22 protein-coding genes are annotated in these 18271 nt (G+C 62.7%); 6 read left to right on the forward strand and 16 right to left on the reverse strand.

Features of this window, described 5'->3' with window-relative positions:
• Window positions 1-87: 87 nt before the first annotated feature.
• The 3 genes from TH25_RS16820 to TH25_RS16830 are packed head-to-tail and all read left to right on the forward strand — an operon-like array spanning window position 88 to window position 1661.
• Window positions 88-363: a metal-sensitive transcriptional regulator gene (locus TH25_RS16820; protein WP_064790834.1), complete on the forward strand. Its 276-nt coding sequence runs from the start codon at window positions 88-90 to the stop codon at window positions 361-363.
• Between the two features lie 17 nt (window positions 364-380).
• Window positions 381-1142, forward strand: a complete 762-nt coding sequence (locus TH25_RS16825) for a MauE/DoxX family redox-associated membrane protein (RefSeq protein WP_064790835.1) — start codon at window positions 381-383, stop codon at window positions 1140-1142.
• 21 nt (window positions 1143-1163) lie between these two features.
• Window positions 1164-1661, forward strand: a complete 498-nt coding sequence (locus TH25_RS16830; protein WP_064790836.1) for a DUF305 domain-containing protein — start codon at window positions 1164-1166, stop codon at window positions 1659-1661.
• 142 nt (window positions 1662-1803) lie between these two features.
• On the opposite strand, the gene TH25_RS16835 is transcribed toward TH25_RS16830, so the two are convergent.
• From TH25_RS16835 to TH25_RS16845, 3 genes are all read right to left on the reverse strand, one after another.
• The gene (locus tag TH25_RS16835; RefSeq protein ID WP_258549194.1) at window positions 1804-2148 is read right to left on the reverse strand and encodes an ArsR/SmtB family transcription factor; all 345 of its coding nucleotides are present in this window, start codon (window positions 2146-2148) and stop codon (window positions 1804-1806) included.
• A 51-nt stretch (window positions 2149-2199) separates the two neighbouring features.
• Complete coding sequence (locus tag TH25_RS16840; protein WP_064790349.1) at window positions 2200-3216, reverse strand: cation diffusion facilitator family transporter; 1017 nt, start codon at window positions 3214-3216, stop codon at window positions 2200-2202.
• A 278-nt stretch (window positions 3217-3494) separates the two neighbouring features.
• Window positions 3495-3704 (reverse strand): heavy-metal-associated domain-containing protein, encoded by a 210-nt coding sequence (locus TH25_RS16845; protein WP_064790348.1) that lies wholly within the window; start codon window positions 3702-3704, stop codon window positions 3495-3497.
• A 383-nt stretch (window positions 3705-4087) separates the two neighbouring features.
• On the opposite strand from TH25_RS16845, the gene TH25_RS16850 reads away from it, so the two are divergent.
• Complete coding sequence (locus TH25_RS16850; RefSeq protein WP_114089510.1) at window positions 4088-5071, forward strand: LysR family transcriptional regulator; 984 nt, start codon at window positions 4088-4090, stop codon at window positions 5069-5071.
• Here the strand turns inward: TH25_RS16850 and TH25_RS16855 are convergent.
• Genes TH25_RS16855 through trbB form a run of 11 tightly spaced genes read right to left on the reverse strand, consistent with a single transcriptional unit; the run spans window position 5004 to window position 14589 of the window.
• Window positions 5004-5243: a DUF2274 domain-containing protein gene (locus TH25_RS16855; RefSeq protein WP_064790346.1), complete on the reverse strand. Its 240-nt coding sequence runs from the start codon at window positions 5241-5243 to the stop codon at window positions 5004-5006. The two genes, TH25_RS16850 and TH25_RS16855, sit on opposite strands and share 68 nt — an antisense overlap.
• A 2-nt stretch (window positions 5244-5245) precedes the next feature.
• Complete coding sequence (locus TH25_RS16860) at window positions 5246-6367, reverse strand: TraB/TrbI/VirB10 family type IV secretion system protein (RefSeq protein WP_064790345.1); 1122 nt, start codon at window positions 6365-6367, stop codon at window positions 5246-5248.
• Complete coding sequence (gene trbG, locus TH25_RS16865; RefSeq protein ID WP_064790344.1) at window positions 6364-7392, reverse strand: P-type conjugative transfer protein TrbG; 1029 nt, start codon at window positions 7390-7392, stop codon at window positions 6364-6366. Before trbG ends, TH25_RS16860 begins: the two co-directional genes overlap by 4 nt.
• On the reverse strand, window positions 7389-8078 hold the full coding sequence (gene trbF, locus TH25_RS16870; RefSeq protein ID WP_064790343.1) for a conjugal transfer protein TrbF: 690 nt from the start codon (window positions 8076-8078) through the stop codon (window positions 7389-7391). The genes trbG and trbF overlap by 4 nt, the downstream gene beginning before the upstream one ends.
• A complete protein-coding gene (gene trbL / locus TH25_RS16875; RefSeq protein ID WP_114089511.1) occupies window positions 8075-9427 on the reverse strand; it encodes a P-type conjugative transfer protein TrbL in 1353 nt (450 codons plus the stop codon). Before trbL ends, trbF begins: the two co-directional genes overlap by 4 nt.
• 3 nt (window positions 9428-9430) lie before the next feature.
• Window positions 9431-9718, reverse strand: a complete 288-nt coding sequence (gene trbK-alt, locus TH25_RS16880; RefSeq protein WP_064790341.1) for a putative entry exclusion protein TrbK-alt — start codon at window positions 9716-9718, stop codon at window positions 9431-9433.
• A gap of 17 nt (window positions 9719-9735) precedes the next feature.
• The gene (trbJ, locus tag TH25_RS16885; RefSeq protein ID WP_064790340.1) at window positions 9736-10518 is read right to left on the reverse strand and encodes a P-type conjugative transfer protein TrbJ; all 783 of its coding nucleotides are present in this window, start codon (window positions 10516-10518) and stop codon (window positions 9736-9738) included.
• Window positions 10515-13025 (reverse strand): conjugal transfer protein TrbE, encoded by a 2511-nt coding sequence (trbE, locus tag TH25_RS16890; RefSeq protein ID WP_064790339.1) that lies wholly within the window; start codon window positions 13023-13025, stop codon window positions 10515-10517. The genes trbJ and trbE overlap by 4 nt, the downstream gene beginning before the upstream one ends.
• A 6-nt stretch (window positions 13026-13031) precedes the next feature.
• The gene (locus TH25_RS16895; protein ID WP_064790338.1) at window positions 13032-13313 is read right to left on the reverse strand and encodes a VirB3 family type IV secretion system protein; all 282 of its coding nucleotides are present in this window, start codon (window positions 13311-13313) and stop codon (window positions 13032-13034) included.
• On the reverse strand, window positions 13313-13645 hold the full coding sequence (locus tag TH25_RS16900; protein ID WP_064790337.1) for a TrbC/VirB2 family type IV secretion system protein: 333 nt from the start codon (window positions 13643-13645) through the stop codon (window positions 13313-13315). Before TH25_RS16900 ends, TH25_RS16895 begins: the two co-directional genes overlap by 1 nt.
• The gene (trbB, locus tag TH25_RS16905) at window positions 13642-14589 is read right to left on the reverse strand and encodes a P-type conjugative transfer ATPase TrbB (protein WP_404969428.1); all 948 of its coding nucleotides are present in this window, start codon (window positions 14587-14589) and stop codon (window positions 13642-13644) included. The genes TH25_RS16900 and trbB overlap by 4 nt, the downstream gene beginning before the upstream one ends.
• A 332-nt stretch (window positions 14590-14921) precedes the next feature.
• Here trbB and TH25_RS16910 point away from each other — a divergent pair, with 332 nt between their 5' ends.
• Together TH25_RS16910 and TH25_RS16915 are read left to right on the forward strand one after the other, a co-directional pair.
• Window positions 14922-16307 (forward strand): IS1182 family transposase, encoded by a 1386-nt coding sequence (locus tag TH25_RS16910; RefSeq protein WP_114089512.1) that lies wholly within the window; start codon window positions 14922-14924, stop codon window positions 16305-16307.
• Between the two features lie 343 nt (window positions 16308-16650).
• On the forward strand, window positions 16651-17466 hold the full coding sequence (locus TH25_RS16915) for a hypothetical protein (protein ID WP_064790335.1): 816 nt from the start codon (window positions 16651-16653) through the stop codon (window positions 17464-17466).
• Between the two features lie 29 nt (window positions 17467-17495).
• Here TH25_RS16915 and TH25_RS16920 read toward each other — a convergent pair whose 3' ends face one another.
• On the reverse strand, window positions 17496-17966 hold the full coding sequence (locus TH25_RS16920; RefSeq protein ID WP_114089513.1) for a hypothetical protein: 471 nt from the start codon (window positions 17964-17966) through the stop codon (window positions 17496-17498).
• A 58-nt stretch (window positions 17967-18024) separates the two neighbouring features.
• Complete coding sequence (locus TH25_RS25735; protein ID WP_064790330.1) at window positions 18025-18258, reverse strand: transposase; 234 nt, start codon at window positions 18256-18258, stop codon at window positions 18025-18027.
• Between the last annotated feature and the right edge of the window lie 13 nt (window positions 18259-18271).

The raw sequence follows: 18271 nt of genomic DNA on the forward strand, positions 1-18271 counted from the left end.
CTGACAGGCCGGCAAAACTCTTGGGTTTTGCGGGAACGAAACCTTTCCTCAAACGTATATATACCCATACCGGGTAGGGGTAGATGGATGTGCAATAAAAACTCGAAGCAGATCATTGCGTCGCTCAACCGGATCGCCGGCCAGGTCCGCGGTGTCGGTCAGATGGTCGAGGACGAGCGATACTGCATCGACATTCTCAACCAGATCCACGCGGTCAAAGCCGCCTTGTCGAAGGTGGAGAACCAGGTGTTGCGATCGCATGCCGCCTGTTGCGTCGAGGAGGCGATCGCCTCGGGCGATGCCGACCTTCAGCGGGCTAAGTTCAACGAGTTGGTCGAGGTGTTCGCAAAGGCGAAACTATAGATCGAAGGGATCAGACAATGGCGACCCATGCTGCCAAACGCGCCGAGCTTCATCGAATGGTGATGGAAAACCATACCTGTCCTTACGGGCTTAAGGCGCTCGATCTGCTCAAGCGCGGAGGCTACGAGGTCGACGATCACCATCTGACGACCCGCGCCGAAACGGACGCCTTCAAGGCAAAGCATAATGTTCAATCGACGCCGCAGACGTTTATCGGCGGGAAGCGGATCGGCGGGTATGACGATCTCGTCCGGTTCTTCGGCGGCGAGGTCAAGGACAAGGATGCCGTCACCTACAAGCCGGTGATCGCGCTGTTCGCGATGGCCGCGCTGATGGCGCTGGCCGCGAGCTGGGCGGCGTTCGGAAACCTCGCAACGGTCCAGGCCGCCGAATGGTTCATCGCCATCGCGATGTGCCTTCTTGCCCTTCAGAAGCTGAAGGACGTGGAAGGCTTCGCTACCATGTTCCTGAACTACGACCTTCTGGCGCAGCGATGGGTCCGATATGCCTACATCTATCCCTTCGCGGAGGCACTCGCCGGTGTCCTGATGATGGCCGGCGCGCTGATGTGGGTGTCGATCCCCGTCGCGCTGTTCATCGGTGGCATCGGCGCCGTCTCGGTGTTCAAGGCGGTCTATATCGACAAGCGCGAGCTGAAATGCGCCTGCGTTGGCGGCGACAGCAATGTGCCGCTCGGCTTCGTGTCGCTCACCGAGAACCTCATGATGATCAGCATGGCGGTCTGGATGATCTTCAAGCCGATGGGCATTGGACACTGACAACCGCGAAAGGACGATCAAATGGCGAGCGGCCACACGGCTCATGGGGGGCATTCGGGGAATAGCCACGGCTCCCATGGCCGTCCCTATCTGATGTTCTGGATCAACATGATCCTTGGCCTCGTCGTCATGTATGTCGTGATGTTTTCGATGATCGACGGTTGGGGCGACTTCCGGAACAATCTGAACATGCTCTACATGGCGATAACCATGTGGGCACCGATGGGCATCTTCATGTTAGCGACGATGCCGGGCATGTTTCCGAACCCCAGCGTGAATATTGTCCTTTATGTCGTCTTCGCCCTCCTGACGGCCGGTTCCTTCTGGGCGACCCGAAGCCAGGCACTGATTGATGACGGCCAGTTCATCGACTCGATGATCCCGCATCATTCCGGGGCGATCCTGATGTGCCGTGAGGCGAAGCTCGCTGACCCAGAACTGAAGACGCTGTGCGAGGCAATCATCGGGGCGCAGCGCGAGGAGATTGACCAGATGGAGAGCATCCGAAGCCGGCTGTAGGCGTCGAGGGCACCGGCAGACAAATGCCTCATGTCTGGCCGACCTGTAACGAGCCGATCTTGGCAGCACGGCTATCGAGAGGTAGCAAACATTGCCGCAAGCAGGCGCTTCGGCTTCGTGGTGTTGCGGGAAAATTCAGGACTCATGAGTGGCGAGCAATGCCGTCGCTTTGCGGATCGTTCCGTCTTTCCTCACGCGCATGGGAAAGCATGTCGAGCAGGATGTCACCGACATGCCTGTCTGTGACCTCATAGAACATCTGCTTCGAATGGCGAACGCGCGTCACCAGCCGCGCTCCACGGAGAAGACGCAGGTGATGGCTAGCGAGTGACTGGGATAGCTCCAGCGCCTCGGAAATATCGGTCACTGACTTCGGACTGTCTTCGCAATGCAGGAGAATCTTCCGCCTGCTGGGTGATCCCTGCAGGCGGAAGGCCTCGGCCAGAAAGTTCAGATCCTGCGATGAGATAGGTTCTGCCGTATTCACGTCGTTACCTTTCCGATCTTTCGAATGAACCCTTCCCTCAAGTGGAGCCGGTCAGTGCGAATGACCCGCATGGGAGAGCGCTGCGGTGTTCGGCTCCTCCAGGCTGCAACTGGCCATACCGTCCCAGTCGATGCCGATCGTCGGGTGTTCGATGCTGAACTTCCTCTTCAACTCATGCTCGACCTGCTTGCAGACACCCCGAATATCGGCATCTTCCGTCGGCTGCACCTGAAGCGTCGCCAGCACACGACCGGAGGTCAGCGACCAGACATGGATATGGCTGACTTTCTGAAGCCCCGGAACGGTCTTGAGCAGATGTTCGGAGATCTGGGTGCTTCCGGCGTTAACAGGTGCGCCTTCGAGCAGGATGTGCAAGGTGTTCTTGAGCAGGCTCCATGCGCTGCGCAGGATCAGCAGGGACACGAAGACCGACAGGATGGGGTCGATGGGGGTCCAGCCCGTATACCAGATCACGATAGCTGCAACGATCGCGCCGACCGAGCCGAGCAGGTCGCCCATGACGTGCAGGATGGCGCCCTTGACGTTGACGTGCTCGGAATCTCCGCGCGTCAGATACCAAAGCACGAAGAGATTCACGAGCATGCCGATAATGGCAACGACGAACATCGAGCCAGCGAGGACCGGCTGGGGTTCCCGGAACCGTTCGATAGCTTCATAGACGATGAAGCCGACGATGCCGAACAGTGTAAGGGCGTTGACCAGGCCGGCGATTACCTCGAAGCGGGCATAGCCAAAGGTGCGCTGGCTGTCGGCGGCGCGGCGGCCGAGGCGGAAGGCGACATAGGCGAGGCCGAGCGCAATTGCGTCGGTCAGCATGTGGCCGGAATCGGCAAGCAGCGCGAGCGAGCCCGAGATCACGCCGCCGACGGCCTCCACGATCATGAAAGTGAAGATGATGAAGAACGAAATGAGGATCTTGCGCTCGTTGTCCTTCGTGACTGTCGGGACATGCGAGTGGTCATGATCGTGGCTGCCACCGTGGCTATGGTCGTGCTTGGAGTGGTCGTGACCGTCATGGTCGCTGTGGGAGTGTGATGAGTTTGCCATTGCTCGTTTCCGATTACATCAAGTCAACAATTGAATAGGTGTTCAAGTATATGTCTGTCAACCGGCTGCGCGATTTTTTTGCCATCTGCCCGGAGCCTCTAGAGCCGATGGGCAGTGACCGCGTACAGAGCAATGCTGACACCTTCGACGTTGAAGATCTGGCTCATCCTCGAAAACAAAATGGGCAGTCCAAGGACTGCCCATTTTGACACTGCTATGAACCTGGGGACACCTTCGGTAGCGGCTTGGCGCTCGCGATCAGTAGGCAGGAGGTAGCATCAGGCGGCCGCCGCGGCGCCTTCGGCCGGATAGCCCGCTTCGGTGAGAACGGCACGCAGGTCCGCCTCGGTCGCGGATGATTCAACACGGACCTCACGCTTGGGCGGATCAGTCTCGATCTTCGCGGCGGCATCAACGCTTTGCAGCGCCTTGGTTACCGACTTGGCGCAACTGCCGCATGTCATGTTGGGAACGGTGAAGAGATACATGGAGGGCTCCTTGATTTGAGTCCTCTGGGAAATGGGGCTTTCCACCGTTGGAAGGTCAAGAGGCAAAGTTCAGAAACTATCTGCTTGACCTTGCCACTGTTGTAAGCCGCAAGCATCCGACATGCCAAGACCGCGATCCTCAAGCGCCACGGGCTCGTTTTAAGACCCCGGCATGATGGACTGGCGGTGGCATCGCCTCTCTCGATCATCTCCCGTCTCCATACAAATATTGAACAGTTGTTTATGTGTTCAAATGTCGTATAATCTGGCTGTGACCCGCTACGCGCGATACATCTCGTCATCGCGTGAATGCTCGACAATCGGAGAGGGACAATTGGCTTGCCTATGGTCCGTGAGCATATGATCCGGACGGCGGCCCTCGGATGAAGGAGACCGCCAAGTTCCCTGACTCCATCGAGTTTCGTCACCTTCGCTACTTCATAGCCGCTGCCGAACATGGCAGCTTCCGAAAGGCAGGGAGTTCGTTAGGTTTATCGCAATCGGCAATCAGCCGTTGCATCGCCGACCTCGAAGACAGGATGGGCGCGTCACTCTTTCACCGGCACGCATGGGGCGTATCGCAGACCTTTGCGGGGCAGCGTTTCCTTCATCGCGCGCGTCGGGCTATCAAGACGATAGACGAAGGCGCTCACGAAGTTGCCGCCGCAGGACGATCCGAGCAGGGACGAGTGCGGATCGGCATCTATTCGTCCATCGCTTCGGGCTTTTTGGCAAAGCTGCTGGCAAGCTATGGTCGGTCTCATAAAGACGTCAGGATCGAACTGATCGATGGCAATCCTGCCGAACACGTCGCGGCCATCCGCCAGTTCCGCCTCGACGTCGCCTTCCTGACCGGCGACCGGGAATGGCCCGGATGCGACCGGGCGCCTCTGTGGTCCGAGCGGGTTTTCGTTGTGCTGCCCGATCTCCACCCCCTGGCGGCTTTGGACGAGGTGATGTGGAGAGACCTCGCCGATGAGCCCTTCATCGTCAGCGAAGCTGCGCCGGGCCAGGAGATCCATGACCATCTGGTGCGGGAGTTGGCGGACCTCGGCCGGCATCCCGAAATCCAGGTTCAATCGGTCGGCCGGGACAATCTGTTGCCTCTGGTGGCGATCGGCCAGGGCCTTACGCTGGTAAGCGAGGCCATGACAGTGGCCGCGCTTCCAGGCATCACATACCGGCCCATCGCCGGCGAGATGCTTCCATTTTCGGCGGTCTGGTCTCCGGCGAACGACAATCCCTCGTTCCGCAGGTTGCTCTCCATGGCAAAGGCGGCATCTGCCAAGGCCGCGAAGCTTAGGCAAGCGGCTTCGCAGATTGGGGCGAGCGACGTGCTTTTGCGAAGCCGCGATCCGTTGCCATAAACCTTTCGAGCATGGGAACGATCAGCCGGACAGGATCGGCAACAGGTTGCCCCGTCTCCCGTCCCAGCACCTCGGCATAGACGACAAGATCGCGATGAACGGTCGCGGGCAATTCCACTGTCACCTTCACCGGCTTGTCATCGGGCAGCGGCCCAAGCTTCAGTTTCGACATGATCAACCTCCTGCCGGTTCGAATACCAGATCGCGGGTGACGATGATCCTGACCGGGAACCCCGGGCGAATGGTCAGTGTCGGCGCGACCTGCAACTGACGCTGGACGATCTGCTGTCCGGCCTGGTTGATCGTGTCCACCGCGCCATCGCGGATCGCCTGGACCAGGCGGTCTTCGTCATCGGTGGCGAGGTCCGCGCCGATCGCGAGCAGCGTGGACAGACCCGCTGCGCGCATAAGATCCCACCAGTGGTAGTCGACGCCATCCTCGAGGCCGGCATAGCCGCTCGCATCCGCGCCCGGCAGACGTTCGAGAACGATGGACCGGCCTCCGGGAAGGATCAGGCGGTTCCAGACCAGCAGCACGCGGCGTTGGCCGAACGTCACACCGTCATCGTATTGGCCGATGATGCGGGTTCCTTGTGGGATCAGCAGCAGCGATCCGGTCGGGCTGTCATAGACATTCTCGGTGACCTGCGCGGTGATCTGCCCCGGGAGATCGGAGCGAATGCCGGTGACAAGCGCGGCGGGTATCACCGCTCCGGCCTGAAGGATGTACGGCGAGGCTGGCGGCTGAATGCGATCCGATGCGACGGTTTGCCGGTCCACCGGACCGTTGAGGAAAGAAGTATGCCGGCTGCCCTCGGGTTGTTCGGTGCCGCCCAGACCCGGAAGGTTCACGCCGACCCCGGCCGTCGTCGCCCTGCCAGATGCCGTCTGGAAAAAGACACCGCTCAGACGCGCGGTTTCCTCCTCTGCCCTGCGGCGCTCCGCTTCCGGATCGACGGTCGGGCCCACAATCGGCGGAGGGGTCACGGGCACTCCGCGCTCCTGCGCATCGAGGATCGGTCGCCCGAGGTCACCGGGCAGTGCGGGTCCCAGAACCGGGCCGGTATAGTCGGACGGCAGCCCTTCCAGGCCGTCCGCTGCCGGTCGGTTGTCTATGGAATAGAGTTCTCCACCTCCCGGCCCAGCCTCACGGGTCTGGAGCGCATAGATCAGCGCCCCCCCGATTCCCAACAGCGCGACCGCTCCGACACCGGCCAGAACCTTGCGCGACAGTCTGGTCACGCGGGGCGGATCGGGACGCAGACGCATCGGAGCCGCGGGATCGGTGTCACTCATGACGCCCCTCCCTTTCGCGCATCCCCCTCCGCCCGCGCATCCGCCTCGCGCTCCTCCATGCGCACGATCCGGACCACCTGCTGGCGGTCTCCTGCCCCCAGCCGGAGCTCCGCCGCACCGAAGAGGCGATCCACGATCAGCACGTTCCGGTGAATGCGGCTGTTGACGATCTGTGGTTCTCCGTCGGCGCCGAGCACGAAGAGCGGCGGCATCTCGCCCTGGGCGATACCAGCCGGGAAAACGACATAGACGCGGCGGCCGTCGTCGAAGACAGAAACCGGGCGCCAGGGCGGGCTTTCCCCCTGGATCTGCAAGCCGTAGCGATGATTGCGGGCAGAGGGCGCCGGAATGGTCGGCGCGGTTGCCACAGCCTGTCGCCCACCACGAGGCGCTGCCGGATAGGCCCAGGCAACCGAGGGCATGTAGAGCGCCTCGCGTGCACGCAGCTCGATCGTATACACCCGCCTGTCAGTGCTGATTACCAGGTTGGTCGAGATGTCGTCCCGCGTCGGTTTGACGAGGATGTGGACGCGGGCAGTGGATCCGGACCCGCTCTCCGTGTCGCCGATGATCCAGCGCGTGGTATCCCCCGCAGCGATCGGACCCGCGCCGGTCAGACGTTCGCCTGGCTCGAGTGCAATGTTGGTGATCTGACCGGGAGCGGCATAGACCTGATAGAGCGCGCCTTCCGACCAAGGGTAGATCTGGATCGCATTGTAGTAGCCCTCGCGGCGCGGCTCGACCCGGGCGGCGGCATTGGCGTTTTCGATACGTCCGGTCGGTGTGCCTGCCGCCGCTCCGCCATGCGCCACTATCCAGACGGGCGGCGTATGCAGCGGCCGAGGGCGTTTCTCGGTGACCGAGACAGGTGGAGTGGGCAACGGCGGCACGGACTCGTCGTAGCTGAATTCCGGTACCGGGTTACTGGCGCACCCCGCCAGCATGGATGCGGAAAGCAACAAGGCCACCAACATCGGCGTCCTGATGTCCGGAGACCTGGTTGCATGAAGATGCTGTTCAGTCATTGGCCCATCTCCCGCGACCAGGAGATCGCATTGACATAGATTCCGAGGGGATTGGCGCGCAGGCGCTCGGCGCTGCGCGGGGTCTGGATCAAGACGGTCAGGATCGCGGTCCATCGCTCGGTCGTGGAAAGCTGGCCGTTCTCGTAGTGGCGCTCGGTCCAGGCGACGCGGAACGATCCCGGTGAGGCCCGGATGACAGAGGACACCTCGACAGCGATCTGTTGGCGACCGACGCGGGTGAACGGGTCGTTGGCGCGGGCGAAGTCGTTAAGTGCTGCCGCGCCACGGTCCGTAGTGAACTCATAGGCGCGCAGCCAGTTTTGCCGCACGATGATCGGGTCAGCGGGGATGGAACGAACCTGTTCGATGAAACGGCCAAGATGGAAGGCGATCTGCGGATCGGTGGGCTCGTAGTCGGCCGAGGCCGGCGCGACAGCCTGGGCCTCGCCGAGCGCGTCGACCTGAACGACCCAGGGTACGACGGTACCACGCGCAGATTGCCAGACCAGGGCGCCAGCAAAGCCCGCCGCTAGGATCAGGCTGGCGAAGGCCATGTAGCGCCAGTTGCGGGCCTGGACGCGGGCGGAGCCGATACGCTCGTCCCAGACCTGCGCGGCCCTCTGATAGGGCGTCTCTGGCTGAGGTGTCTTGCCATAATGGGTGGCGGAGCGCCTGAAGAGGTTCATGAGCGATCCCTTTCGGAGAGATTGACGGAGGAGCCCGAGCCGTGGCTGTCGCCCGACCGGACGGCATGGGCCGCAGCGCGCACGCCATGGCTCACGGCGTGGCTATGGCGCATGCGCTTCGCCCAGGCTGGCGGGCCATCGGCGAAGGACGGGCCGGAGCTGCCAGGCTCGGATGCCGCGCTGCCGACCGTGCCCATCGAGGTGGTTCCGCCCGTCGCCGCAACACCGCCCTTGACGCCCTCGGCGTAGCTGGACTGGATCCCGCCAGCCGCGCGAGAGGACGCCTTCTTGAGCGGTGATGCCGCGGCAGCGGCCCCGGCGCGCGCCACACCAGCCATCCCGCCGGGGAGACCACCTCCGCCCATCGAGCCAAGCGTGTAGGCGCTCGAGGCAGCACCCGCCGCGGAGGCGCCGCCACGTGCCAGGGCGGCGCCTCCGGAGAGTGCAGATCCAGCTCCGCGTGCTGCGAGCATGGTTGCCCCTCCGGCCCCGATCGCAGCGCCACCAGCGGCAAGGCCGGTGCCTATGGCCGCCCCCGCGCTGAGTTGGGGCCCGCCGGACACCAGACCTGAGGCGATGCCGGGGCCGAAGATTCCGAGGCCCAGCAGAGACAGGGCGGCCAGAACAATCGCCATGGCGTCATCGATGGTCGGCGTCACGCCGCCGAAACCTGCGGTGAACTGGCCGAAGAGCGTCGATCCGATGCCGATGATCACGGCGAGGACCAGAACCTTGATGCCGGACGAAATGACGTTGCCCAGCACGCGCTCGGCCATGAAGGCGGTCTTGCCGAAGAGGCCGAAGGGGATCAGCACGAAGCCCGCGAGGGTCGTGAGTTTGAACTCGATCAGGGTAACGAAGAGCTGCACCGCGAGGATGAAGAAGGCGAGGATCACCAGCGCCCAGGCGAAGAACAGGCAGAGGATCTGGACGAGATTCTCAAAGACCGCGACCCAGCCCATCAGATCGGAGATGCTTTCGAGCAGCGGTCGCCCGGCCTCTAGCCCGGTCTGGGCCACGCGGCCAGGGCGCAGAAGATCTGCGGCGGAAAACCCGGTGCCCGAGGCCATCAGACCGAGGCCCGCGAAGCTCTCGAAGACGATCCGGGCGAGGTTGTTCCAGTTGGAGATGATATAGGCGAAGACCCCGGCAAAGAGCGTCTTCTTCACCAGCCGGGCGATGATGTCGTCATCGGCGCCCCAGGCCCAGAACAGGGCCGCCAGCGTCACGTCGATGACGATCAGCGTGGTGGCGATGAAGGCGACCTCGCCGCCAAGCAGCCCAAACCCGCTGTCGATGTAGCTGGTGAAGATGCCCAGAAAGTTGTCGATGACGCCGGTTCCACCCATGGCTCAGTGATCTCCCGAATGCTGCGGCGCGTCAGATGCAGGCGTCCGACCGAGGAACCGGTCACGGTTCTCAGCCCAGGCGGCGAGGCAATCGGCATCGCTGGAAGCGGCCTCGCCAAGCTGCTGGCACCGGCGCAGCGTCGCGCGGAGAGGATCGGCAGACGGCTGGAGCGCGGGCGCACTGCTGGCCGACACGGGAGCTTCCTCGCGTGTCATCTCGATCACCGTGGCTGTGATCGCGATCGCTACGAATACGATGGCCGCGATCCGGGCCAGCACCTTCCCCTCCATCGTCTCCCCTCCCGGCCTCAGTTGAACATTTGCGCGTTGCCTGGCTGGTAGCCCGAGCCCGGCGTCAGGAAGCGCTCGCGCTGGATGCGGCCCTGTTCAGCAGCGGTGGCGCGCTCGGCCTCAGTCAGCGCGTTGGCGCGGCCGTTTGCCGAGATCACCGCGATCAGATCTGAGAGCTGCTGCGATTGCAGCGCGAGGAGCTGGTTGCCCGCCTGCGTGGCCTGCAGAGCACCGACCGCGTTCTGGCTCTGCCCCACGAGCGCGGACATCTCGGCGCCATTGGCTTCGATATTGCCAACGACTCCGGCCTGCACGCGCATGGCATCCTGCAGGCCAACGACGGTGTTCTCCCAACGGGACCGGGCTTCGGCGATCAGTTGCTGGTCGGTCGCCGTCAGGGAAAGGTTGCCATAGTCCTGCTGGAACATCTGGTCGATGCTCTGCACGTCGAAGGCGATGTTCTGCGCCTGCGCCAGGAGCTGCTGCGTGCGGCTGACGTTCTGCTGGATCTGCTGGAGCGCGGAATACGGCAGGTTGGCGAGATTGCGCGCCTGGTTGATCAGCATCTGCGCTTCGTTCTGGAGCTGTGCGATCTGGTTGTTGATCTGCTCCAGAGCCCGCGCTGCGGTCAGGAGATTTTCCGCGTGGTTGGTCGGGTCGTAGACGATGAAAGGTCCCCCGCCGATGCCGAAGAGCGCGTGTGCGGGCGGCGCTGCGATGGGCGACATGGCCATGGGCATCGCCAGCGCGAGGGCGAACAGCGACGGGCCGGCGAACCGAAACGTAATCTTGCGTGTCATGGTGTGACTTCCTCTTCTTCAAGGTCGATGTCGGCGTCCTCAACAACAGCAGTGGCCGGAAAGGCCCCGTCCGCGTCGATGGTGAGATTGGTGAGGTCGGGGATCAGCTCGGCGGCCCAATCGAGGCCATGCGCCTTCAGCCAGGCGGCGAGGAAGCCGTCTTGGCCGTGTCCGGCGCAGATCTCGGCAATCAGCGCCTGGGCCGATTTGGACGACGCCGCGCAGAGGGCCAGACCGACGTCGCTGAGGCCCAGCTCGAACAGCCGGTTGCCACGCCGCGACTGACAGTAGTAGTCGCGCTTGGGCGTGGCCCGCGCGAGGATCTCGATCTGCCGGTCATTGAGGCCGAAGCGACGATAGATAGCGGTGATCTGCGGCTCGATCGCCCGCTCGTTCGGCAGCAGGAGCCGTGTCGGGCAGCTTTCGATGATCGCCGGCGCGATGGAACTGCCGTCGATGTCGCTGAGGCTCTGCGTCGCGAAGATCACCGAAGCATTCTTCTTTCTCAGCGTCTTCAGCCATTCGCGGAGCTGCTCCGCGAAGGCATCGTCATCAAGGGCCAGCCAGCCCTCGTCGATGATGAGCAGCGTGGGGCGTCCATCAAGCCGATCACCGATCCGGTGGAACAGGTATGAAAGGACGGCGGGCGCCGCGCCGGTTCCCACCAGCCCCTCGATCTCGAAAGCCTGCACATCCGCCGATCCCAACTGTTCGGTCTCGGCATCGAGCAGCCGGCCATAGGGTCCACCCACGCAGTATGCGCGAAGCGCCTGCTTCAGTTCGTTGGACTGCAGCAGGACCGCGAGGCCGGTCATGGTCCGCTCGCCCACAGGGGCCGAGGCCAGCGAGGTCAGCGCGGTCCAGATATGTTCCTTCACATCCGGAGTGATCTGGATGTTCTCGCGCGTCAGGATGGCGACGATCCAGTCGGCCGCCCAGGCGCGCTCCGACGTCTCGTGAATGCGGGCCAGCGGCTGTAGCGAGACGGAACTCTCGTCCGCCTCGGTCAGCTCTCCGCCGAGGTCGTGCCAGTCGCCTCCCATGGCGAGCGAAGCGGCGCGGATCGAGCCGCCGAAGTCGAAGGCGAAGACCTGGCTGCGCGGATACCGGCGGAACTGAAGCGCCATCAGTGCCAGCAGCACGGACTTTCCCGCGCCGGTCGGGCCGACGACGAGGGTGTGACCGACATCCCCGACATGGAGAGAAAACCGGAACGGGGTGGAGCCTTCGGTCCTGGCGTAGAGCAACGGAGCGTCGCCGAAATACTCATCCTGTTCCGGCCCCGCCCAGACCGCCGAGAGCGGGATCATATGGGCGAGATTCAATGTGCTGATCGGTGGCTGCCGGACATTGGCATAGGCATGGCCGGGCAGACTTCCGAGCCAGGCATCGACGGCGTTGACCGTCTCGACCATGACGGTGAAATCGCGGGACTGGACGATCTTCTCGACCAGCCGCAGTTTCTCGTCAGCGCGGCGGACGTCCTCGTCCCAGACAGTGATCGTGGCCGTGACATAGGCCATGCCAGCCAGATCCGCGCCGAGTTCCTGCAAGGCCATATCTGCGTCAGCGGCCTTGTTCGCCGCGTCTGTATCAACCAGCGCGGATTGCTCGTTGGTCATCACCTCCTTGAGGATCGCGGCGATGCTCTTGCGTTTGGCAAACCACTGACGGCGTATCCGCGTCAGCAGCTTGGTTGCGTCCAGCTTGTCCATGAGAATGGCCCGGGTCGACCAGCGATAGGGAAAGGCCAGCCGATTCAACTCGTCGAGCAGGCCCGGGGTCGTGGCGCCGGGATAGCCGGTGATCGTCAGGACGCGGAGATGGTGATTGCCCAGGCGCGGCTCCAGGCCGCCGGCCAGCGGCTGGTCAGGCAAGAGCGCGTCGAGATAGACCGGCACCTCGGGCACGCGCACGCTGTGCCGGTTGGTCGAAATCGTCGAATGCAGGTAGGTCAGCGTAGCGGCGTCATCGAGCCAGTGGCAGTCCGGCATGAAGCCGTCGAGCAGCGCCAGCACGCGATCGGCGCGGTCGATGAAGCCGCGCACCTGTTCCCAAGGGTTCACACCCGAGGTCTCGCGGCCCTCGTAGAGCCAGGACTCCGAACGCGCCGCGTCCTCGGCAGGCGGAAGCCAGAGGAGCGTCAGGAAATAGCCGGAGACGAAATGGCTCCCCTCCTCCTCGAAACCGGCCTTGCGCTCGGCATCGACCAGCGCCGATGCCGCATCCGGGAAGGTGCTCACCGGATAGGTCGCGGCCTCAGAGCGCTGTGCTTCCACAAAGATCGCCCACCCGGAACCGAGGCGACGGAAAGCGTTGTTCAGCCGGCCGGCGACCGCGACCAGTTCGGCCGCGACGGCGCTGTCGAGATCGGGCCCCCGAAACTTCGCCGTCCTCTGAAACGAGCCGTCCTTGTTGAGGACCACGCCCTCCCCGACCAGCGCCACCCAGGGCAGGTAGTCGGCGAGGCGCGAGGCGGTGCGGCGGTATTCAGCAAGATTCATCATGGGGGTTCACACCGAGAGATAACCGGGAATGCGCAAATGGCGGCGCGCGACCTCGACGAAGAGCGGATCGCGCCTGGCCGCCCAGACAGCTGCGATGTGGCCAACGGCCCAGATCAGGATTCCGACCAGCCAGAGCTGAAGCCCGAGGCCGACCGCACCGGCGAGCGTGCCATTCAGGATGGCAACCGAGCGCGGTGCGCCGCCGAGGAGGATCGGCTCGGTCAGCGCGCGGTGGACCGGAACGCTGAACCCCGGAACTGCGTCGAGGACCTCGAAACTCACCGCCATCAGATCAGCGCTCCGCCACCAAAGCTGAAGAAGCTCAGGAAGAAGGACGAGGCCGCAAAGGCGATGGAGATGCCGAACACGATCTGGATCAGGCGCCGGAATCCGCCGCCGGTATCGCCGAAGGCCAGTGTCAGACCGGTGACGATGATGATGATCACCGCCACGATCTTGGCCACCGGCCCCTCGACGGAGTCGAGGATGGATTGCAGCGGCGCTTCCCAGGGCATGGAAGAACCGGAGGCATGAGCGACCGGGGCGATGAACAGGCTGACATAGGTGGCGGTGGCCGCGGTGGCGATGTGCTGGCGGATGCGCAGGGCGTGACGGATCATTCGAGGTCTCCTGGTTCGTGAGTGGTGGGTTCTGAAATGAAAGGTGAAATCCGGTAGTCGCCCTCCGGCCCCAGGCCCTCGACGCGGGCAAGTTCGGCCAGACGATGCGCGGAACCGCGCCCGGCCAGGACGGCCACGAGATCGATGGTCTCCGCGATCATGGCCCGCGGCACAGTGACGACGGCTTCCTGGATGAGTTGCTCGAGACGACGCAGCGCGCCGATCCCGGTACCGGCATGGATGGTGCCGATGCCGCCGGGATGGCCGGTGCCCCAGGCTTTGAGCAGGTCAAGCGCCTCGGCGCCACGCACCTCACCGATCGGAATACGATCGGGGCGCAGGCGCAGCGAGGACCGGACCAGATCGGACAGGCTGGCAACACCGTCCTTGGTGCGCATCGCCACGAGGTTCGACGCGGCGCATTGAAGCTCTCGGGTGTCCTCGATGATCACGACGCGATCGGAGGTCTTGGCCACCTCGGCGAGCAGTGCATTGGTCAGCGTGGTCTTGCCGGTCGAGGTACCCCCCGCCACCAGGATATTGGCACGGGTCGCAACCGCCTGGCGCAGCGCCTCGGCCTGCATAAAGGTCATGGTTCCGGCGATGACATAATCTTCGAGGGTGAAGATGGCGACGGCGGGTTTGCGGATGGCGAACGTCGGCGCCGCGACCACGGGAGGCAACAGCCCCTCGAAGCGCTCGCCGGTTTCCGGCAGTTCCGCGGAAACGCGCGGGGACAGGCTATGAACTTCGACGCCGACATGGTGCGCGACCAGTCGAACGATGCGCTCGCCGTCTGCTGCGCTCAGCATCTTGCCGCTGTCGGCCAGCCCCTCGGAAAGTCGGTCGACCCAGAGCCGCCCATCGGGGTTGAGCATCACCTCGACGGTCATGGGGTCGTCCAGAAACCCGGCGATCGCCGGCCCGAGCGCGGTGCGCAGCATCCGCGCGCCTCTCCGGATCACCTCTGGTCTCTGATCAGTCTTTCCCATGCCGGCCCCGTTCCCTTGCGGGCGCCTCCAACAGGCCGCCCTGGATCGGGGTCGATTAAGAAAGCCGTAAATGCCTACAGCTCAACAGGTTTCCGAGGGGGTAGTAGCGTGGCGTGTAAAGACAGGAAAACGGCGACTTTGCCTCCAGATCCACTTCAGAAGGAAGGCGTCGTGGCAACCGTCATGCGAACTTGGTGGTTTCGGGCGTATTTTGTTGAAAAACTCGCGCTTGATCGAAGGGCCGTCGGCTGATTCAATTCCTGAAGAGGGTGGGAGGATCGGCGATGATGGGACCGCGGCAGGAGGCGCAACCGGCGCTGTTCTACGAGTTCTCGCTTGAGGATCATGTTCCGCAGAACCACCTGCTGCGCTCCATTGATCGGTTCGTCGACCTGTCCGGGATCCGCACCTACCTTGCCGATTTCTACAGCCACACCGGTCGGCCTTCGGTCGATCCCGAGCTGCTAATCCGGATGCTTCTGGTGGGCTATTGCTTCGGCATCCGGTCAGAACGGCGGCTCTGCGAGGAGGTGCATCTGAACCTTGCCTACCGGTGGTTTTGCCGCCTCGACCTTAGCGATCGCGTCCCGGATCACTCGACATTTTCCAAGAGCCGGCATGGACGGTTCCGCGACAGCGAACTGCTGCGGCACCTGTTTGAGACCACGGTGGCCCGCTGTATCGAAGAGGGCTTGGTCAGCGGCCAGCGCATGGCCATCGACGCCAGTCTGATTGAGGCCGATGCCAACAAGCAGAACTCGACACCAAAGGAAGAGTGGGATCCGGCGCAGGTCGATCCGGACGACGCGCCCCGCGCTGTGCGTGAGTATCTCGCCACCCTGGATGAGGCGGCGTTCGGTGCCGCCAGCGAGGTGCAGCCCAAGTTCACGTCGCATTCCGACCCGGCCAGCCAATGGACGGCCGCCCGTAAGGGACCGGCATTCTTCAGCTATTCCGACAATTACCTGATCGACACGGACCACGGCGTCATCGTGGATGTTGAAGCGACGCGGTCCAACCGGCAAGCCGAAGTCGGTTCAACCAAGACCATGTTGGGGCGCGTCAAAGCCAGGTTCGACCTCCATCCCGAGCGTCTGATTGCAGACGCCGCCTACGGAACCGCTCCAATGCTGGGCTGGTTGGTCGACCGCAAAATCGCGCCCCACATTCCTGTCCTCGACAAGTCTGGACGCAGCGATGGCACCTGGACCCGCGCCGACTTCGAGTGGGACGCTGCAAACGACCAATACCTCTGCCCCGAGGGGCACGAGCTGAAGCAATTCCGCCGGAACTATTCCGACCCGAACCGGGGGCCGACAGGCAAGGGAACAGCGCGCTATCGGGCGCTGAAAGAGGTCTGCCAGGCCTGTCCATCCAAGGCAAAGTGCTGCCCCAACGCGGATGCGCGCAAGATCACCCGTGAAGAACATGAGGATGCCCGGCAGGTCGCCCGCGACATCGCCAAAACCGAGCAATACGTCATCTCGATGAAGCTGAGGAAGAAGGTCGAGATGCTCTTCGCCCACCTCAAACGGATCTTGGGCCTGAACCGGCTCCGATTACGTGGCCCATGCGGCGCAAATGACGAATTCCTCCTGGCCGCAACCGCCCAAAACCTCCGCAAGATGGCCAAGCTCCTTCCTGCACCGCAGCAACCGCGAAAAGCCTGACAGGAAAGGCGCTCGCGCTCAAATCTGGGCGCCGCATTCTGCGCCAGCAAACGGGTGTTTTTCCACAGAATCGGCGGTGAGCCGACTTGCGGCGCAGCAGCAAAGCACCTGCAGCAATTGGCAATTGCCGCCGTTCGCGCGCGCCGCAGCGAGACCTTGGCCGTGACCGACCCGTCGGGCGGATAGCTGCCGGTGAGGGGGCAGCATCGCACCCGCAAAGACCGGTGATAGCCGTCGTTCACAGGCACCCTTTGGATCGACGTGACGGGCAGCTTCCCGCTATACATGCAGCATGGCAAGAAAACCCGACATAGGCCTTCGAAAGGGGCTACGATTGTGCCAGATGAGGCACGAGGACCGGCTGGCCTTCATTGCTGAAGGTTTGCCTATTTTACTTGCGAGCGCTCAGGGCTTTCAGGATGCTGCCGCTCGCCTACATGATCGTCCTAGGGAAGAAGACGTGATGGTCAGCTTCTCGGATGAAGAAGCCGCGAAAATCCTGATCCTAATGGACATTGTTCGTTGCCCCCCGGCCCAGGTAAACCAGCATATCGGCAAGCTGATGCGCTGGTTTTACGATCATCTGGCACGGCTCATTTACGCGAAGGCGACGAGTTGGAAGCCTGTGAGCGTTGCCCAGCTCCAGCACTATTTGCAAACCGAATGCGAAGAGCACACGCTGGAGGGATTCGCGGGAGAGTTTATCCTGCCGGGCGGGCCGGTCCACGAACGGGAAAGCGCTCTGTACGCGGACATTCAGTCATACGACAACGGCGAACTGGCTTGGCACGAACCGCGAACCCGGCCGTCACTGTTTGGGCCGGAAGAATCCGACGCGCTGCGGGTTGCCAATGCTATGCAGCGGCTTGGGGTGCTCAGCCTCGATGGCCTGCGCATCGTCGCATCCATCTGGAGCGGGACACGGTTCACCGAGAAACAAACCCTGCACACGTCAAAAGCGCTAATGCAGGCAACGCTGGAACAGATGGAAGCGACCGGACTGATCTCCGAGAGCGCGGAGGATGGGGACGTTATGACCCTGTATGAGCGCTGGCAGATCCCCATGTATGAGCTTGAGATCACCCCGACGATCCAGACGATGGAAGAACTGCGCGAAGCCCAAGTACGGATGCTGAATGACGAAATGGGAGGTTGGTAAAGCACGGGGACAAGAACAGCTTCAATTCATCAGTCGGTTCTATGCTCGTAGGCTTCCAACATGCGCGGTGACATAATGATCGCTGCCATCAGAATCGTGATGGAATATTCCAGCAATTCCCTGCTCCGCTCAGGGTCGAAGAAACGCCCATTAAACTTTCCCCCGTGAAACAGGTTGTTCCGGACGCGCCTGACATAGAGGAAGATGAGGTCGTTTTCGTTCTGCGCCTGCGGAGCAACAATGCGCCATTGAAGCACATCATCCACATAGACCTGCTTTTTCGGAGGATGTCCCAGCATGTAGGCGATGGCTACTGCAACGTCCGCACCCGCTTGTTCTGTAAGGGGAGGCAGTTCACGGGCAAATCGTGTCCAGTCGGGATTAGCGGCATTGCCAGGGCCAGCAACGCAGTAGCCGGTTACCTTCAGACAGTATTCAAACTGGGCGAAGACACGGAAAAGTTCCGACGCCAAATCAGCCATTTCCCGATTGTATTGCATAAAACACCTCCACTCTGTGAGAGCCTCTCAGAAATCTCATTGGCACGACAGAGCAATATCATGCGGCCTTCTCTTGGCGAACTCGAATGCCGGCGAGCACAGACCGCGAAATCTCATGCCGTCGCGCTTTCTCGGCCATCTTCAAGCCTGGACCGTAGTTCTCCTTAACAATCCGGACCTTCTCGGCATCCGTCCAACGGCGACGGCGCCCAAAGTCGGAAACCGCCAAAACCTGAATGCGGGGGGCTTCGTGTGCGTCCATAAGGGCGTCCGGTAGCCTGAAAGACAGCATTCCCGCCAGACGG

It is taken from the genome of Thalassospira profundimaris (genome assembly GCF_003326755.1).
GTDB lineage: Bacteria > Pseudomonadota > Alphaproteobacteria > Rhodospirillales > Thalassospiraceae > Thalassospira > Thalassospira profundimaris_B.

Excerpts from the sequence above, each read along its gene's own strand:
- TH25_RS16820 (WP_064790834.1), top strand. The coding sequence starts at position 88 with ATGTGCAATAAAAACTCGAAGCAGATCATTGCGTCGCTCAACCGGATC.
- TH25_RS16825 (WP_064790835.1), top strand. The coding sequence starts at position 381 with ATGGCGACCCATGCTGCCAAACGCGCCGAGCTTCATCGAATGGTGATG.
- TH25_RS16830 (WP_064790836.1), top strand. The coding sequence starts at position 1,164 with ATGGCGAGCGGCCACACGGCTCATGGGGGGCATTCGGGGAATAGCCAC.
- TH25_RS16840 (WP_064790349.1), bottom strand. The coding sequence starts at position 3,216 with ATGGCAAACTCATCACACTCCCACAGCGACCATGACGGTCACGACCAC.
- TH25_RS16845 (WP_064790348.1), bottom strand. The coding sequence starts at position 3,704 with ATGTATCTCTTCACCGTTCCCAACATGACATGCGGCAGTTGCGCCAAG.
- TH25_RS16850 (WP_114089510.1), top strand. The coding sequence starts at position 4,088 with ATGAAGGAGACCGCCAAGTTCCCTGACTCCATCGAGTTTCGTCACCTT.
- TH25_RS16855 (WP_064790346.1), bottom strand. The coding sequence starts at position 5,243 with ATGTCGAAACTGAAGCTTGGGCCGCTGCCCGATGACAAGCCGGTGAAG.
- TH25_RS16860 (WP_064790345.1), bottom strand. The coding sequence starts at position 6,367 with ATGAGTGACACCGATCCCGCGGCTCCGATGCGTCTGCGTCCCGATCCG.
- trbG (WP_064790344.1), bottom strand. The coding sequence starts at position 7,392 with ATGACTGAACAGCATCTTCATGCAACCAGGTCTCCGGACATCAGGACG.
- trbF (WP_064790343.1), bottom strand. The coding sequence starts at position 8,078 with ATGAACCTCTTCAGGCGCTCCGCCACCCATTATGGCAAGACACCTCAG.
- trbL (WP_114089511.1), bottom strand. The coding sequence starts at position 9,427 with ATGGGTGGAACCGGCGTCATCGACAACTTTCTGGGCATCTTCACCAGC.
- trbK-alt (WP_064790341.1), bottom strand. The coding sequence starts at position 9,718 with ATGGAGGGGAAGGTGCTGGCCCGGATCGCGGCCATCGTATTCGTAGCG.
- trbJ (WP_064790340.1), bottom strand. The coding sequence starts at position 10,518 with ATGACACGCAAGATTACGTTTCGGTTCGCCGGCCCGTCGCTGTTCGCC.
- trbE (WP_064790339.1), bottom strand. The coding sequence starts at position 13,025 with ATGATGAATCTTGCTGAATACCGCCGCACCGCCTCGCGCCTCGCCGAC.
- TH25_RS16895 (WP_064790338.1), bottom strand. The coding sequence starts at position 13,313 with ATGGCGGTGAGTTTCGAGGTCCTCGACGCAGTTCCGGGGTTCAGCGTT.
- TH25_RS16900 (WP_064790337.1), bottom strand. The coding sequence starts at position 13,645 with ATGATCCGTCACGCCCTGCGCATCCGCCAGCACATCGCCACCGCGGCC.
- trbB (WP_404969428.1), bottom strand. The coding sequence starts at position 14,589 with ATGCTGCGCACCGCGCTCGGGCCGGCGATCGCCGGGTTTCTGGACGAC.
- TH25_RS16910 (WP_114089512.1), top strand. The coding sequence starts at position 14,922 with ATGATGGGACCGCGGCAGGAGGCGCAACCGGCGCTGTTCTACGAGTTC.
- TH25_RS16915 (WP_064790335.1), top strand. The coding sequence starts at position 16,651 with ATGAGGCACGAGGACCGGCTGGCCTTCATTGCTGAAGGTTTGCCTATT.
- TH25_RS16920 (WP_114089513.1), bottom strand. The coding sequence starts at position 17,966 with ATGCAATACAATCGGGAAATGGCTGATTTGGCGTCGGAACTTTTCCGT.
- TH25_RS25735 (WP_064790330.1), bottom strand. The coding sequence starts at position 18,258 with ATGCTGTCTTTCAGGCTACCGGACGCCCTTATGGACGCACACGAAGCC.